Annotated in this window: 16 protein-coding genes; 12 read left to right on the top strand and 4 right to left on the bottom strand. The window is 68.9% G+C overall.

Going from position 1 to position 15,461, the window contains the following annotated elements:
- Window positions 1-93: 93 nt before the first annotated feature.
- Entirely contained in the window at window positions 94-1,155 is a 1,062-nt protein-coding gene (locus tag ABZS37_RS19775) for an NAD-dependent epimerase/dehydratase family protein (RefSeq protein WP_355170839.1), read from the top strand.
- Between the two features lie 15 nt (window positions 1,156-1,170).
- On the opposite strand, the gene ABZS37_RS19780 is transcribed toward ABZS37_RS19775, so the two are convergent.
- Window positions 1,171-2,574 carry a hypothetical protein gene (locus tag ABZS37_RS19780; protein ID WP_355170841.1) on the bottom strand — a complete coding sequence of 468 codons (1,404 nt, stop codon included), beginning with the start codon at window positions 2,572-2,574 and terminating at the stop codon, window positions 1,171-1,173.
- A gap of 145 nt (window positions 2,575-2,719) precedes the next feature.
- Here ABZS37_RS19780 and ABZS37_RS19785 point away from each other — a divergent pair, with 145 nt between their 5' ends.
- The 5 genes from ABZS37_RS19785 to ABZS37_RS19805 all read left to right on the top strand — a co-directional run bounded on the left by ABZS37_RS19785 (window position 2,720) and on the right by ABZS37_RS19805 (window position 6,710).
- Window positions 2,720-3,424, top strand: coding sequence for a glycosyltransferase family 2 protein (locus ABZS37_RS19785; protein WP_355170843.1), 705 nt, complete (start codon window positions 2,720-2,722; stop codon window positions 3,422-3,424).
- Complete coding sequence (locus ABZS37_RS19790) at window positions 3,424-4,158, top strand: DUF2064 domain-containing protein (RefSeq protein WP_355170898.1); 735 nt, start codon at window positions 3,424-3,426, stop codon at window positions 4,156-4,158. Before ABZS37_RS19785 ends, ABZS37_RS19790 begins: the two co-directional genes overlap by 1 nt.
- Window positions 4,155-4,847 carry a class I SAM-dependent methyltransferase gene (locus ABZS37_RS19795; protein ID WP_355170845.1) on the top strand — a complete coding sequence of 231 codons (693 nt, stop codon included), beginning with the start codon at window positions 4,155-4,157 and terminating at the stop codon, window positions 4,845-4,847. The genes ABZS37_RS19790 and ABZS37_RS19795 overlap by 4 nt, the downstream gene beginning before the upstream one ends.
- Before the next feature lie 158 nt (window positions 4,848-5,005).
- Window positions 5,006-5,704 (top strand): response regulator transcription factor, encoded by a 699-nt coding sequence (locus tag ABZS37_RS19800; protein ID WP_355170847.1) that lies wholly within the window; start codon window positions 5,006-5,008, stop codon window positions 5,702-5,704.
- Window positions 5,697-6,710 carry a HAMP domain-containing sensor histidine kinase gene (locus tag ABZS37_RS19805; protein ID WP_355170848.1) on the top strand — a complete coding sequence of 338 codons (1,014 nt, stop codon included), beginning with the start codon at window positions 5,697-5,699 and terminating at the stop codon, window positions 6,708-6,710. The genes ABZS37_RS19800 and ABZS37_RS19805 overlap by 8 nt, the downstream gene beginning before the upstream one ends.
- 532 nt (window positions 6,711-7,242) lie before the next feature.
- On the opposite strand, the gene ABZS37_RS19810 is transcribed toward ABZS37_RS19805, so the two are convergent.
- Window positions 7,243-7,446, bottom strand: coding sequence for a cold-shock protein (locus ABZS37_RS19810; protein ID WP_043326981.1), 204 nt, complete (start codon window positions 7,444-7,446; stop codon window positions 7,243-7,245).
- Window positions 7,447-8,186: 740 nt separating this feature from the next.
- On the opposite strand from ABZS37_RS19810, the gene ABZS37_RS19815 reads away from it, so the two are divergent.
- The 3 genes from ABZS37_RS19815 to ABZS37_RS19825 all read left to right on the top strand — a co-directional run bounded on the left by ABZS37_RS19815 (window position 8,187) and on the right by ABZS37_RS19825 (window position 10,176).
- Window positions 8,187-8,621, top strand: coding sequence for an ankyrin repeat domain-containing protein (locus ABZS37_RS19815; RefSeq protein ID WP_355170850.1), 435 nt, complete (start codon window positions 8,187-8,189; stop codon window positions 8,619-8,621).
- 377 nt (window positions 8,622-8,998) lie between these two features.
- Window positions 8,999-9,676, top strand: coding sequence for a hypothetical protein (locus ABZS37_RS19820; RefSeq protein WP_355170852.1), 678 nt, complete (start codon window positions 8,999-9,001; stop codon window positions 9,674-9,676).
- A gap of 2 nt (window positions 9,677-9,678) precedes the next feature.
- A complete protein-coding gene (locus tag ABZS37_RS19825; RefSeq protein ID WP_355170854.1) occupies window positions 9,679-10,176 on the top strand; it encodes a hypothetical protein in 498 nt (165 codons plus the stop codon).
- 381 nt (window positions 10,177-10,557) lie between these two features.
- On the opposite strand, the gene ABZS37_RS19830 is transcribed toward ABZS37_RS19825, so the two are convergent.
- A complete protein-coding gene (locus ABZS37_RS19830) occupies window positions 10,558-11,022 on the bottom strand; it encodes a GNAT family N-acetyltransferase (protein ID WP_355170856.1) in 465 nt (154 codons plus the stop codon).
- A gap of 345 nt (window positions 11,023-11,367) precedes the next feature.
- On the opposite strand from ABZS37_RS19830, the gene ABZS37_RS19835 reads away from it, so the two are divergent.
- Together ABZS37_RS19835 and ABZS37_RS19840 are read left to right on the top strand one after the other, a co-directional pair.
- A complete protein-coding gene (locus ABZS37_RS19835) occupies window positions 11,368-12,816 on the top strand; it encodes an alpha/beta hydrolase (protein WP_355170858.1) in 1,449 nt (482 codons plus the stop codon).
- Window positions 12,817-13,023: 207 nt separating this feature from the next.
- Entirely contained in the window at window positions 13,024-13,308 is a 285-nt protein-coding gene (locus ABZS37_RS19840) for a hypothetical protein (protein WP_355170860.1), read from the top strand.
- Between the two features lie 286 nt (window positions 13,309-13,594).
- Here the strand turns inward: ABZS37_RS19840 and ABZS37_RS19845 are convergent, their stop codons facing one another.
- Window positions 13,595-14,170, bottom strand: coding sequence for a UPF0158 family protein (locus ABZS37_RS19845; RefSeq protein ID WP_355170862.1), 576 nt, complete (start codon window positions 14,168-14,170; stop codon window positions 13,595-13,597).
- Between the two features lie 236 nt (window positions 14,171-14,406).
- Here ABZS37_RS19845 and ABZS37_RS19850 point away from each other — a divergent pair, with 236 nt between their 5' ends.
- Window positions 14,407-15,444, top strand: coding sequence for a DUF4238 domain-containing protein (locus ABZS37_RS19850; RefSeq protein ID WP_355170864.1), 1,038 nt, complete (start codon window positions 14,407-14,409; stop codon window positions 15,442-15,444).
- The last annotated feature ends 17 nt before the right edge of the window (window positions 15,445-15,461 follow it).

Raw genomic sequence — 15,461 nt, forward strand, 5'->3', positions numbered from 1 at the left:
GGGAAGCGTGACCCGAGCACCCGGTTGTTACGGAGTCCTGACGTGCGGCCGAAAGCACCCCGCCCGGGCACCGGTTGGCCTAGCGTGACCAGGATGCGCGTACTCGTCACCGGCGCGGCCGGGTTCATCGGATCGCAGGTCGCGGATCTGCTCGCGACCGAGGGCCACGAGGTGGTCGCGCTGGACGCGCTGCTGCCGCAGGCGCACCGGGGAGAGCTGCCCGACTGGTCCGTCCGGCACGACGTGATACGGGGCGACGTACGCGACGCGACGCTCCTGGAACGGCTGCTGACCGGCGTGGACGCGGTCTGCCACCAGGCGGCCATGGTCGGGCACGGTCTCGACCCGTCCGACGGCCCCGACTATGTCACCCACAACGACTTCGGCACCGCCGTGCTGCTCGCCGCGATGTACCGGAGCGGGGTGCGCCGGCTGGTCCTGGCCAGTTCCATGGTGGTGTACGGCGAGGGGCGGTACGCCTGCGCCGAGCACGGTGTCGTTCGCCCCGCGTCCCGCCGGGCCGCGGATGTCGCGGACGGTCGGTACGACCCGACCTGCCCGCGCTGCACCGAGCCGCTCACCCCGCTGCTGGTGCCTGAAGACGCGCCGCTGGAGCCACGCAGCACGTACGCGGCCAGCAAGCTGGCCCAGGAACATCTGGCCGCAGCGTGGGCCCGGCAGATCGGCGGCGACGTCTGGGCGCTGCGCTACCACAACGTCTACGGCCCCCGGATGCCGCGCGACACACCGTACGCCGGTGTGGCTTCGATCTTCCGCTCCGCGCTGGCCACCGGGCTGCCACCCCGGGTGCTCGAGGACGGCCGGCAGCGGCGCGACTTCGTCCACGTCACCGACGTAGCCCGGGCGAACGTACTCGCCCTCGCCACCCCGGCCCCCGATGCTCTGGTGCCGGTGAACATCTGCTCCGGCGAGCCGCACACCGTCGGCGAGTTGGCCACGGCGCTCGCCTCGGCGATGGACGGGCCGGCGCCCGTGGTGGTCGGGGGCGCGCGTGCGGCCGACGTGCGGCACGTGATGGCCGACCCGCAGCGGGCGGCAGAGCTGCTGGGCTACAGCGCGCGGGTGCGCTTCACCGAGGGGATCACCGCGTTCGCCACCGATCCGCTGCGTGAGCCGGCCGCCCTCAGCGGCTGATCCGCCGAGGCCGGGTCACGAGACGGTCCACAGCAGGTGGTTGACCGCCAGTGCGGTCGCCGCCTGCCCTATCAACCACCAGCGCCGGGTCTTCTCCGGCATCAGAGCCGCGGCCACCAGCAGCCAGACCGTGAACGGCAGCCAGATCCGCTCGACCTCGGCCTTGCTGAGCCCGGACAGATCCGCGCCGACGACGGCCAGCGCGGCGACCAGCGGAAGCAGCGCCGCTGGACTGGCCGCGCATGCCGCCGAGGCGAGGTCCCGCGGATCGCGATGCCCGGGGGCCAGCTGGGCGCGCACCGCGGCGACGACGGCGAGCACCGCCCGGCGTAACGCCGGCCCGAGCACCGGGCCGGTCGAGAGCAGCAGCGCCGCAAGATTCGCCCAGACCCAGTAGGCGTACGGGCGCTCGGCCGCCCAGCCCTGGTAGTAGCGCTCGACCACCAGCCGGTACCCCACCCACCAGTGAAAGCCGGCGGCCGTGAACGCGAGCACCACCGCGGCAACCCCGGCGAGCGCGGCGAGCAGTGCGCCCGTTCGGCACGCCGGTCGCAGCGCGATCACGGCCAGCGCGAGCAGCCCGACCAGCACGAAACCGTACGACAAATAGAGCGCGAAACCGAGCAGCAGGCCGCCGGCTGCCGCCGCGAGCGGTCCCCGTACCGCCAGCAGAGCCAAACCGGCCGCGACCACCCCGGCGAAGATCGCGTCCGCGGAGGCGCCCATCCAGACCGCACCCGGCAGCAGCACCAGAAACGGCACGACGGCACGCGCGGCGTCGGCGGCGCCGAGCGCTCGCAACGTCACAGGTACCGACACGGCCACCGTCGCTCCGAGCAGGACGCAGGCCAGTCCGGCGGCCGTACCGCCACCCAGACCCACCCGGTCGAGCCAGACGAAGAGCAGCAGCGCGCCGGGCGGGTGGCCGGCGGTGTGGGTGGACCAGGACTCCGGCTGGAAGTCGAGGATCCGGCCGCTGAAGCTGACCAGCGTCGATGGGATGTCGGTGATCCGAGACACCTCGTGCAGGTATTCCGCCTGCGCGGTCAGCCTGCGGGTCAGGCCGTCCGACCAGCCGTCCACCAGGGCGAGCGACAGTGTCCAGGCGACCGCACCGAGCCAGGCCACGGCCAGCAGGACGCCCCACCGGGCCGTCCTGGCCCAGCGCGGTCCCGCACCGATCACAGCGACGGCGACCAGCACCGCGATCGGGGTGCCCCAGCCGATGTGCGGCTGCCAGGTCGCGTACAGCGGAGCCGCGTCGGCGTGCAGGCCCACCCCACGCCGGTTGAGCAGCAGGCCGAGGAGCACCGCGGCGACGAGCAGCGCCGCCTCGACGCCCAGCAGCACAAGGTCGGCGGGTCGGCGGCGGGGGGGAGCCCGTTCGGGGGCGGGGGCGAGAGCGGAACTGCAGTCCATGACGATCGGACGGTACGGTCACAACCGGCCCGGCGGCAGCCGAACCACGAGGTCGTCACCGTTCGGTAAGAATCGCTCCGGCAGTAAGCGTTCGGTAATCAATTTCCGGTCCCGGCCGACCCGCAGAGGTTCTAGCGTCGCCGATATGCCGACTCACTTCGACCGCGACGCTGTCGCGCCGACCCCGATCGACGTCGTGTTGCCGTGCCTGGACGAGGCCGCCGCACTCCCCCGGGTGCTCGCCGCGCTACCGCCCGGCTACCGGGCGATCGTGGTGGACAACGGGTCTCGGGACGGTTCGCCGGAGGTCGCCACGCAACACGGCGCACAGGTGGTACACGAACCTCGCCGGGGCTATGGCGCCGCCGTTCACGCCGGGCTGGAGGCCGCTGGGACGGAGCTGGTCTGTGTGCTCGACGCCGACGGCTCCTTCGACCCGACCGAACTGCCCGCCCTGGTCGCGCCGGTCGCGACCGGAACGGCGGACCTGGCGGTCGGTCGCCGCCGGCCCGTCTCTGCCGGAGTGTGGCCGTGGCACGCGCGGGCCGGTACGGCCCTGGTCGCGGCGCTCCTACGGCACCAGGGCATACCCCTGCGCGACCTGAGCCCGGTCCGGGTGGGCCGCCGCGAGGGGCTACTCGCCCTGGGCGTCGCCGATCGGGCGTTCGGCTATCCACTGGAACTACTGATCCGAGCGGCCGCGGCCGGCTGGCGCATCCGCGAGATCGACGTGACGTACGCGGCCCGCGCCGCCGGCACTCGGTCGAAGGTCTCCGGCTCAGTACGCGGCACGTTGCGCGCCACCCGCGACTTCGCGGCCGTGCTGCGCACCGTGGGCGTGAACCGTTGATCTCCGCCGGCGATCCCGGTTCCGCGCCCCCCGACGGCGGTTCGGACGGCACGAGCGCGGTTCTGCTGGTGGTGGCCAAGGCGCCGGTGCCGGGTGCGGTCAAGACCCGACTCTGCCCGCCCGCCACTCCGCTGCAGGCGGCCCGGATCGCCGCCGGGGCGCTGCGGGACACCCTGGACGCGGTCCGCGCCACCCCCGGGGTGACCCCGGTGCTCGCGTGCGCGGGCCGGCTGGCCGACGGCGAGGACGCCGCCGGGCTGACCGCGGCGACCGCCGGTTGGACCGTGCTCCCGCAGCGCGGGACCGGGTTGGGAGAGCGGCTGGCCAACGCCCACGCGGACGTGGCAGCGGCCTTTCCGGGTCGACCGGTGCTCCAGATCGGCATGGACACCCCGCAGGTCACGGCACATCGGCTGGCCGCCGCCGTGCGCCGGCTCGCCAGCGTGGAGGCGGTCCTGGCCGAGGCGGCCGATGGCGGTTGGTGGGCGTTGGGGCTACGCGACCCCCGACACGCGTCCGTGCTCCGGACCGTGCCGATGTCCACGCCTGACACCGGCCGGCGTACCCGGGCCGCGCTGGTGCGACGAGGGCTGCGGCCCTTGCCGCTGCCGGTGCTGCGTGACGTGGACGAGTGGCCCGACGCGCTGGCGGTGGCCGCAGCGATCGCCGGTGGCCGCTTCGCGCGGCAGGTCACGGCTGTCCACCGCACCCTGGTTTCCGGCGGGCTCCGATGAGTTCCATCTCCACCGTGTCCGCGAACGGCGGCGGTTTCGCCTCCGCGCTGCGCGCCCGGGACACGGACGACCATTGGCTCGTGTACGGGGACGGCGCACGCAGCCGGCTGCCGGTCCATCGCTGGCACGGGCCGGCCGAACCGGCCACAGCCGAGGTGTTGGCCCGCTGCGCCGGCCCGACGCTCGATCTCGGGTGCGGCCCGGGCCGGTTCACACTGGCGCTTGCCCGCGCCGGGATCACCGCGGTCGGGGTCGACGTCTGCGCCTACGCGGTCGCCAGCACACGGACCCGAGGAGCCGTGGCGATCCACCGCGACTTGTTCGACCCGCTGCCCGGTGAGGGCCGATGGGCCCATGCCGTCCTGCTCGACGGGAACGTCGGCATCGGCGGTGACCCGGTCGCGCTGCTCCGCCGCTGCCGCGCCCTGCTCGACCCGGCCGGCACGGTGCTGGTCGAACTCGATGCGCCGGGCTCCGGGCTGTGGCAGGGGCTCGCCCGGATCGCCGCACCACATCGTCCGGGTCGTTCGGTCCTCGGCCCGGCGTTCCGCTGGGCCCGGCTCGACACCCAGGCCGCCCAGCACGTCGCCTCCCGGGCCGGCCTGTCCGTGCGGGAGATCGTCGAGCACCGTGGGCGTTGGTTCGCCGAGCTCGCCGTGTCGCCGTCCCCGCCGACGACGCACCGCTGAGCCGTCCGCGCGTTCGACGGGCCCGCAGAGCACTCTGCCCACGGGGACCAGCCGTAACCATCTCGCAAGGACTTCGCCGGTCGGCATCGCCCCAACCGCTGATTAGGCTGGGCCGCGATGGACACCAACAGGCGGCCGGGAGCATCTGGGAGCGGCCGATGACGCAACGGGTGCTCGTGGTCGATGACGACCGGACCGTCAGCGACGTGGTCTGCCGCTATCTCGAACACGCGGGCTACGAGGTTAGCCACGTGGGTGACGGCGCCGACGCACTCACCGCCATCGCTCGTCGGGCGCCACATCTGGTCGTACTCGACCTGATGCTGCCGAAGGTGAGTGGTCTGGAGGTCTGCCGCGAGCTGCGGTCCGCCCCGCAAGGCGTACCGATCATCATGCTGACTGCGCGTAACGACGAGACCGACCGGGTTCTCGGCCTGGAACTCGGCGCCGACGATTACCTCACCAAGCCGTTCTCGCCGCGCGAACTCGTGCTTCGGGTGCGCTCGGTGCTGCGCCGTACCGACGGCGTGCCGCGCTCCGAGCGCCCGTCGGAGGTGTTGACCGACGGCGGGCTGGTGGTGCGGACCGGCCCCCGGGTGACGCAGTTGGGTGCGACGGAGCTGTCCCTGACGCTGCGCGAGTTCGACCTGCTCGCGCATCTGATGCGACACCCGAGGCAGGCGTTCGCCCGCGTCGACCTGCTGGAGCAGGTGTGGGGCTGGAACTTCGGCGACCAGTCGACCGTCACCGTGCACGTCCGACGACTGCGGGAAAAAATCGAGAGCGACCCGTCCAACCCGCGGCGGATCGTGACGGTCTGGGGCGTTGGCTACCGGTACGAGCCGACCGATGCGTGATCTTGTGCTGATCTTCACGCTCGCCCTCGGCGCGGCACTCGTCGTCGGCCTCGCCGGAGGCCTGCTGCTACGGCTACTACGCCGCAGCTCGATCACCGTGCACCTCTACGTACTACTCACTGTCACCGTGCTCGCTGTCGTGGGCGGCGTCGCCGCCGTCGCCAAGGCGATGTTCCTGTCCCGGCACGACCTTGAGGTCGTGCTGATCACGGTCGCCGCAGCCGCCGTCGTCAGCCTCGGCATCGGCGGGCACTTCGGGCATCGGCTGGCGCGCGCGGCGGTCTGGGCGGGCCAGGCTCGCGCCCGGGAACGGCACCTGGAAAAGGGCCGCCGTGACCTCGTCGCCTGGGTGTCCCACGACCTGCGTACGCCACTTGCCGGCCTGCGGGCAATGGCGGAGGCGCTAGAGGACCAGGTGGTACGGGACCCGGCGACGGTTGCCGAGTATCACCGGCGGATCGGCGTGGAGACCGACCGGATGACGAAACTCGTCGATGACCTGTTCGAGCTATCCCGGATCAACGCAGGGGCGTTGCGGCTGTCGCTGGCAGCGGTGCCCCTCAGGGACGTGGTGTCGGACGCGCTGGCTGCCGCCGCGCCGCTGGCGGACGCCCGTCGCATCCGTCTGGTCGCCCCCGAAGCCGGCTGGCCCACCGTGGCAGCCAGTGAGCCGGAACTGGCGCGGGTGGTGGCCAACCTGCTGCTCAACGCAGTGCGCTACACACCGGACGACGGCACCGTGCGGATCGAGGCGGGCCATGAGCGGGATGCCGCGTGGCTGTCCGTGGCCGACACCTGCGGCGGGATTTCCCCCAGCGACCTGCCCCGACTATTCGACGTGGCATTCCGCGGCGAGCCGGCTCGCTCCCCCGGGCAGAGCCCTGGCGGCGCCGGCGGACTCGGCCTGGCGATCGTGCACGGGCTGGTCGAGGCGCACGGTGGCAAGGTCGACGTACACAACACGATCGAGGGGTGCCGGTTCGTCGTCCGCTTGCGCACAGCATGACCGGCGCTGCTGAACGTCTGCCCGCTGCGGGCTACGTGACGACAAGCGGCAGCGGCTGCTACCTCCGCGAGGACGCCCTCACCGACCCGCTCGACGCGTGGCTGGCATCCACGTTCGCCCCGGACCATCTCGAACAAACGACCACGCCCTGGCCGACGCCCAGCCCGTGGAACAACTCACGCCAGTTTCGGCTGGGAGTGCCGCCGAGAATAATCGCGGTCCGTTTGCCGACAGGCAGGACGCGGTGCGATCCGGCCGCCGACGGGTCTTAAGGGGTGAGGGTCGATGCCTGCGTCTGTCTGGTCCGCGGGCCAGAGGCGCGCCTTGGGCGAACCGACAGTCGGCCTTGGCAGACCAGCGCTCGAGGTCGAATCGATCCCGAGGAGAGAACACAGGGCAATGCTGAGCTGGCTCCACACCGAGATGGCCGGCCTTGTGCCGATGAGACGATTTTTGCGATCCCGTGGTAAGCGCATTAAACGCCAAACGGCGGCCCGCTGAACCAGTCGGGCCGCCGCTCACAGCATGTGGATCAGAGCGGGCGGATGTTCTCCGCCTGCGGGCCCTTCTGGCCCTGGGTGACGTCGAACTCCACCTTCTGATTCTCGTCGAGGCTGCGGAAGCCGCTCGCCGAGATCGCGGAGAAGTGGGCGAAGACGTCGGCGCCGCCGTCGTCCGGGCTGATGAAGCCGAAGCCCTTGTCGGCGTTGAACCACTTCACGGTACCTGTAGTCATGTCTGCTCCTCGCAGGCTGTCAGAGACCGCACTGTGCGGACCCTTACGCCGCCGCGTTGATCACCCGCGTCGAAACGACACGAAAAACGAAAAGCGCCTAGATGGGTTTCAGATACCCCATCAGGCGCCGGATAACGTCTACGGAAATCAACTGCAACGTGGTCACCGTAGCACATGATCCATCGTCGATCCTACGGCAGTGCGTGGGCCTGGCCACTCGTCTGCTTGCCACGTTGGGTGGACGGCACGTTGACGCGCGGATAGGGCCTGTCCGATGTCAGGCGGGCCGGGATGCTGTCCGACGGGTGGGATGTGAACGCCCTGAATCCAGCTAGCGGCAGCGCCCGCAGGACGATAAATGTTCCATGATGGACCACCGTTGCTCGGGCTGCGGCCAACGCTATGCGACCTATCTCCCACAACATGCCGATGAGCGCTGCCACCTCTGCGCTGCCAAGGCCACCTGGGAGTCACTTCCGCCCGAGACGCAGCGGGCGATCGATGCGGCCATCACTCGTGGAGCGATACCTGCCCTCCTCGCGATGCGAGAGGCAGATCCGCCGATCCTGTTGCCCCAGGCTATGGACGTACTCCAGTTCCGCTCTAACGCCGGGCCGAGTGACGCACCGGTTGCCGAGTAACCGCCTTACCTTGGGTAGCGAGCGATTCGCGGCATGTGAGGATGCCGGAAGCCGTGCGTAGGCCCGGTCGTGACGAACCGAGCGCTTACCCTGATGAGGGTGAACGTCCGGCAGCACAAGAAGCTCACATCCCGCCTGATGGCGTCGCTGCTGCGTGACGATCTTCCGGCCGTGCTTACGTCTCTGCGTGCAGGTGCCGACCCGAATGCGGCAGACCGCGATGGCACCACGCCCCTCTACCTAGCCTCGGTACAGAACGCGCCTGCGGCTGTGCGGATCCTCCTGAATGCCGGCGCGGACCCGAATGTCGAGAGCGGACACGGCGACGAGGGCACTCCGTTGACGGGGGCCGCGGCATGGGGACACGCGGACGTCGTACGCGAACTTCTCGCGCAGGACGCGGATCCGAATCTTCGCGAGGACCATGGCAGCGGCCTGTCGCCGCTCGACTGGGCTGTCCGAGGCGGCCACTCCGGTACGGAGGCTCTCCTGGAAGCCGCAGGCGCGACCTGCCGTCGGCAGACACATCAGTAACGAGGGTGCCAGCCCGCGCTCTGCCGGCGCCCTGACAGTGGTGCGTTGAGCTTCAACCACTGGCTAGTATCGTCGTGCTGGCCGCCCGGTCAGCGGCATGAGAGCGAACCTGGTCATGCACGTGGGTGGCGTTGGTGGCGGCTGGCGCCAACGGCTGCCGGTCGGTTGATGGACTGAGGCAGGGATCCGGGTAGCGGTTCGCGGTAGCGAAGCTCCAGCCAGGCGGACACCGCCGGCGGCATGAACACGGCCAATGATCAGCACGCCGACGAGCGCGACCGCGCTACGGCGGCGAAAGCCGTCTGACGTGGCGAGAGGGGATCATAAATCGGATACCAGATCTGCGGCCTGTCGCGGGGACGGTACCGTGCCGCCTCGTGAACGCCTTGCTACGACGGTTCGTCGAACTCATCGAAGCCGACCTGGCGGCCGCCGGCTTTATCCGCCGCGGGCCGGTCTTCCGGCATTTCGACCCCAAGGGCAACGGCATCGCCCTCGACATCCAACGCACCACCGCGCTGAGGGCAGAGGTCGAGTTCTTCATCAACATCGGGGTGCTACTCGCCCCACACCTCCGGTGCTACTTCGCAGAGGAAGATCCGCGCCGCGACGCCATGCCGCACCACAGCGTCTGGCACCATCGCCTGGTGGCGACCGACGACACCGCGGAGCTGCCCGACCACACGTTCTCGCTGTCCACGGAATCCGACGTGGAACGTGCCGCCACCACCGTGCGGACCTGGCTGACGGAGAACCTGCCCCGCCTGAAGATCTGGCTGGGCGACTTCGACGCGATGCTCACCGCCATCGAGAAGGACCGCGAACAATCCGCCCGGGCCCGCGCCGAGCAGCTCGCCTCCGGACAGTGGAAGGCCGGCCGCTGGCCAGACGGAACTTGGAAAGGCGGCGTCATTCGCGCCTACGCGCACGCTGAACGCGGCGATGTGGACGCGGTCACGGCCGAGACCGCAGGCTGGCGCGATAGCGGCCCCGACTCGCTGGCCGCCGACGCCCTGGCAATCGCCAACCAGCGTCTTGCTGAACGGCAGGAATGATCATGGGCTACTCCGGGTTCGTCATCATCGCCCGCACCGGCGACACGCGGCTCGACGAACTGGCATGCGTCGACGACCTTTTCGTGGCCGTGACCGACGACATCCGCGTCGACGGCTGGCGGATCGGGTTCCTCGGCCCGGTCGACGACACCTCGCCCGACGACCTCGCCAACGACCTCGCGCTGGAGACGACGGCACCAGCCATCGCACTCGCGGTCTTCGACAGCGACTGCGCCCTCGCCACCGCGGCCGACCCCTCCGGCGGGTCCGTCGAGTTCTACCTCAACGAGGAGATCGTCCGAGCCCTCGTCGACAACGACGACAGATTCGAGCCGCTCAACAGCCAGGCCACCGCCGGACTGCTGACGTGGGCCAAGAAGGCGGGCCTCGTCGCCAGCCCCGATCGACTCGTGAGCGCGCTTGAGGAGAGCCCGGGTCCGTTCGGTGGCGGAATCCTCGAACTCACCGTGGCCCTCGGCATCGCGGAGCGCCCCGGCTAGAAGATCGCGGGCCGCGTACGCCAGACCCTTGACGGCCTCACCGAGGAGATGGCCGCTCGGCCACTTCCTAGCGCGCATCGATACCACGGGATGCTATTCGCGGTGATTGTCGCAAGCATGCCGCTGCACGTCGTTGAGCACGCCTCCCAGATCCGTCAGTTCCTCACCGTCGCGGGCCTCACAGTGCAACCCATGCCTGGTGACCGTGGGTACCCGGGTTGACCGTGATGGTCATCCGGCGGATTCTGACTGGCGACCCAGGCGACCTAACCCAGCGGCCGAAGTCGTCGGGCCCGAGCTGTCACTGGCGTGCCTGTAGCAATGTCATGCCGTGCGGTGTCGGCGGCAGAAACGGATACCGCGGTTCGTGACCGAGACTCGTTAGCGGGGCTGTCCAATGGTCCACCGGAACGCTGCTGCCGCGTGGGTTGCACCTTGGCGAAGGTAGAAGCGATGTGCCTCGGTTCGCGCGACGCCGGACTCCAGGAAGATGTAGTCGGCGCCGTGTTCCTGCGCCCACTCCTTAGCGGTCGTCAGCAGGCCGGCTCCGACACCTCGGGAGCGCCATTCGGGGTGCACAGCGAGATCCTCGATCGAGGCTCGACGACCGAAGCGCACCGAAGCGATGTCGAGGTAGATGCTGGCCACGCCGACCAATCGGTTCTCATGCGAGCGGGCTGCGAACAGCGCGACGTTCTCGTCGGCGAGGACCTGCGCGGTGCGTTCGACGGCGCGGTCACGGTCCCAATCCGGTGGACGACTGCCGGGCGGGTCGAAGAGCCACTCCAGCCCCGTCACGAACTCGGCCTCGGCACCTCGTTGGAACCGCCGTACCTGAATGTTCATCGGAGGATCATCCACTGCGCCGGCGAGATCGGCTACGCGCTCTCGGAGCCCGACTCGACGGCAGCGACCAACCTCCCACCGTTGAGGAGCGTTGACCTGGCCGCTGTCGCCGTGGCGTCAGCCGTAGATCAGGGAGGTTCTCCAGACCTGGCGACGTATCCGTCGGGGGTTCCCCGGAGATCACCCTGGAACCGTCGACAATCCGTTCTGGTCGAACTCGACTCGTGATCGAATCGCGGCAGCTCGTCCATCGATGAATGGAGTCGCCCCTTCATACGAAATACCATCCGTGCCCTGGTAGGTGTGGGAACCGCCATTATGGTCCTGCTTCCTCCCACGGCCGCAATGGCCAACCCCGCAGGCGCGAAACCAAGCCCGGCGGCCAGCAATGGGCCAAACGGTTGGCGGGCCGGCCCGATCGCCTGGAACCCATGCCCGCAACATTCCGACGACACCGGCCTGCGTTGCGCCGCGCTCGACCTCCCGATCGACTGGGCCCACCCACACGGGGCGACATTCCCACTGGCGATAGCCAGGCAGGTCGCCACCGACCCGAAAACGCGAGTCGGCCCGCTGCTCGTCGGCACGGGCGGCCCCGGCCTGTCCGGGGTCAACTACGTGTTCGACGCGGACAACAAGTTCAGTCCGGAGATCCGTCGAAGGTTCGACATCATAGGCTTCGATCCGCGCGGCGTCGCCCGCAGCAGCCCGGCGGTCTGCTCGGTCTCCCTGCTGGCCCTGATGCCTTCCCCGGTGATCACCAGCCAGGCGGAGTACGAGCAGCAGATCGCCTACAACCACCGGCTCTACGACGACTGCCGGGCGCGCACCGGACCGCTGTTCGACCACGCAGACACCCTCAGCGTGGCCTACGACATGGACGCCATCCGGGCCGCACTCGGAGTCCGGCAGATCAGCTACCACGGTGTTTCCTACGGCACGCTGATCGGCCAGGTGTACGCCGAGCAGTTCCCGGATCGGGTCCGGGCGCTCGCGATCGACAGCGTCATGGACCACAGCCTGAGCACCAAGCCGTTCCTGGTCGACCAAGCGGCGGCGGTTGAGGACTCCTTCGACGAGTTCACCGCGTGGTGCGACCGGAGCGAGGCATGCGCGCTGCATGGCCAGAACGTGGGTGCGCTCTACGACGTCCTGATGCGTCGCGCCGAGACCGGCACCCTGGTGGACCCGAATGGCGGCAAGAGGCTGGCCTGGTTCGATCTGAGCAACCACGCGTTCAACGAGTTCTACGACCCGAACTGGTCGGGTTTGGCCAGTTGGCTCGACTCGCTCGACAAGTCCGCGCCCCGCGCCACGACACCAGCAGTGGCAGCGCCGGCGCCGGTGACCGATGCGGTGGCCGAACTGCCCCTGCCGACGGTCTGCGGAGACTGGTCGCTGCCCATTGACAGCTACCCCCAGATGTCCCGGTACCTTGACAAATCGCGCGCGGTGGCGCCGCATCTGCGCGTCTCGACCGGCGCCATCGCGCCCACCATGGTGTGCCTCGGTTGGCAGGGCAAAGTGAACAATCCGCAGCACCGGCTGCGGGTAAACACCTCGGTGCCGCTACTACTGATCAATGCCCAGCACGATCCGGCCACCCCGTACAGCTGGGCGCGGAACGTCGCGGACCAGTTGGGTGACAAGGGCCGGCTCGTCACCTACCAGGGTTGGGGCCACGCGGCGTACCTGCGTACCGCGTGTACCACCGGCTACGTCGACCGATACCTGATCGACCGGAAGCTCCCGCCGATTGGCGCGACCTGCCGGGCCGCAGCTCCACCGGAGTAGCCGGCCGCGCGCTCCTCGGTATTCACAGTGGCGCGAGGCCCTGAGTCTGGGCCCTCGCGCCGCCGTCACCGGTTAGCCTGCCGGTCGGTCAGGGCGAGCCCGCCGACCACGATCGGCGACGGTCCGGGCGGGCGGCACGGTGGGTGGGGGACGCGCGGCCGGACAGCGTGAACGTCGCGAGCGCCTAACCGACTCGAATACTGGCAGGTGAGCCTGGACCTGGCATTTCCCGACGCGCCCGCGCTCGCCGATCTCGACGGGCTCAACATCCAGAACACCGGGTTCGACTTCAGTCCACCCGGCCCCGAGCGAGACCACGCGATCGGTGAAGCGGAGTGGAAGCTGCAGCACTACCCCACACTGCAAGCGCTGTGGGCGAGCACCCCCTGCGCAGCGCCGTCACACTGTCCCGTGCAGACTGATCACCCGAGCGCCGCACCGCACCCGGATACGGACGCCGTGGTCACCTCCGGCTACCAAGTCTGGCGCTGACCACACTCGGCACCGGCGCTGACGACGATCCGCGTAGTCGCCACACGTGGTCCAACAGGTACCTGCTTAATTCGGCAGTTCAGAATGCCGCTCGGCTTTGGTAGTCCTTTGCCAAGTGCAATACGCCGTTTTCATCCCGGCCCCAGACAGCGCCGAAAACTCGATGCACTCATCTCGGCACGTCCGGACGCTGGGTGGCCTCGGGAGCAGTCACCGTCTGTGGCCCGCGGTCGGCGGCAGAAGGCCGCGTACGTCGTACAGGCAGTCGCGAGGCGCGGGCGTGCGCTCAGGGAAGGTCGGGATCTCGATGCTCGGTCACGAAACGCTCGCCCGCTTCCTCGTCGACCAGCGAGTTGTCGACCAGCCATTCGACAGCCCGGCGCCTTGCGCGCACGTCGCGAAAGGCGTGCCATGCCTGCAGCAGGTGCGGATACTCCTCGTGCAACTCGTTCTTGAACCGGCGGAAGGCACCCCTGCCCTGGATAACTCGCGCGAGTCGGCGGCCGGCCGCCGCGTCACTGATCCTCTCAGCGAAGTCGGCCATGTCCTGGTACCAGACGTAGGACGGCAGCGTGTCGATGCCCACCAGGTCGAGGTCGTCAAGGTCGGCGGGCGTGTGTCCGTCGATGCCGCCGTCCGTCGTCCAGAACACGATCTCGCCGGTCTGCGGGTTGATCAGCCACCGGTGCTCGTAGTCGGTCTGGTCCTCGAGGGCGGTGGCGATCTCCTCCAGGTCTAGCCTGCTCAGGTCAAGCATCCGGCCACCATAAACCCGCTTCTGTCCGCGCTCCAGCAACAGCGCGACCAGCGGCAAATCAGGTCGTCGTCGGTCTGACAGCGAGTCGCTCGTGCCGACCGACAAGGGAGCGGATCCTGAAAAGTTCCGAGGTACTTCACGAAGGCGGCGGCCTGCACGTTGCCGTGAGCGCGACACCGACGGCGTAGGCCACTGGGCCCAGGAAACGTTGCCGCCGAGCAATCGGGTTGCCCGGGTGCCCCATAGAGCGGCATCATCGAGATGATCGAGGTTATGCAGCCCTCGATGCGGCTCCCTGGTGCCGCCAACCAAATCCACTCAGTGGGAGAGCTCACGAGCAGATGGCGAGCGACGTCGAGAAATGGCCTATCCCAGGCGATCCCAACCATTTCGTGGGCGCACGGCACCACACCGTACCCCGTTTCTACCTTGAGTACTGGGCAGACGCTGGCGGTCACATAGATGTTGTCGAGAAGCCGGGAGGTCGTCGATACAGAACCGTCCCCAAGACAGCCAGCGCCGAGACCGACTTTTACACCTTCATCGATTCTGATGGCAACCCGGCCGGCCACATGGAGCAGGCGCTAGGAGTGATCGAAGCCGACGCCTCAGCCGCAATTAGCAGAATCACGCACCCGGTCTTCGGCCAGTTCCCGCCGCCGCCCGATGACCGGTACACGATCGCCACCCTTATCGCCTTTCAGAAGGTGCGGGGAAAGCGTCGGCGCAGAGAGATCGAGACCCAGACCGACTTCTACATGAAGTTTCAGTACTCGGGGCTCGACAGCGAGGCCATTAAGAGCTTACTCGAAAGACGGGTCGGGGAAGCGAATGCGGAGCAGATCGCCGAGATGGAAGAGTTTGTGGCGAATCTGCATGAATACGAATTCGTTCCGGACCCGAACGAACACGTTCGCATGATGGGCAAGCTGGCGGAGCGCATCTTCCAACACCTTATGCGCCGTCACTGGTACCTCGGCGTTTTCGAGGAGCCCATCCTCATCACCTGCGACGAGCCGGTCATGCTTTATAAGGAGAACCCTAGCCCTATCCGGGGCTACGGGTTCCTTGACGCCGACGAAGTCTGGTTTCCGCTCAACCCGTCCATGCTGCTCATCCTCGCCTTGGAACCGCACCCAATTCCGGTGCGGTTTCCTGCATCGGCCTCAACTGCAGAGACAGTTAACGCTTACGCGGCTCACAATGCATACCAAAACATCTTTCTTCATCCAAAGCAACCTGACGTCGATGCTGAGCGGCTTGTCGACACGCCGCTCTACCAAGTGACCGCCCCCGCGAACATGATTCTTCCCGATGGGGCCAACAAGCCCCTCAAGAACCGGACGACCGCGCGACGGCGCAAACCGAAGCGGAAGTAGCGGTGAGGGCGTTAAGG

The sequence above is a fragment of the Micromonospora sp. NPDC005413 genome, from assembly GCF_040606435.1.
Classification (GTDB): domain Bacteria; phylum Actinomycetota; class Actinomycetes; order Mycobacteriales; family Micromonosporaceae; genus Micromonospora.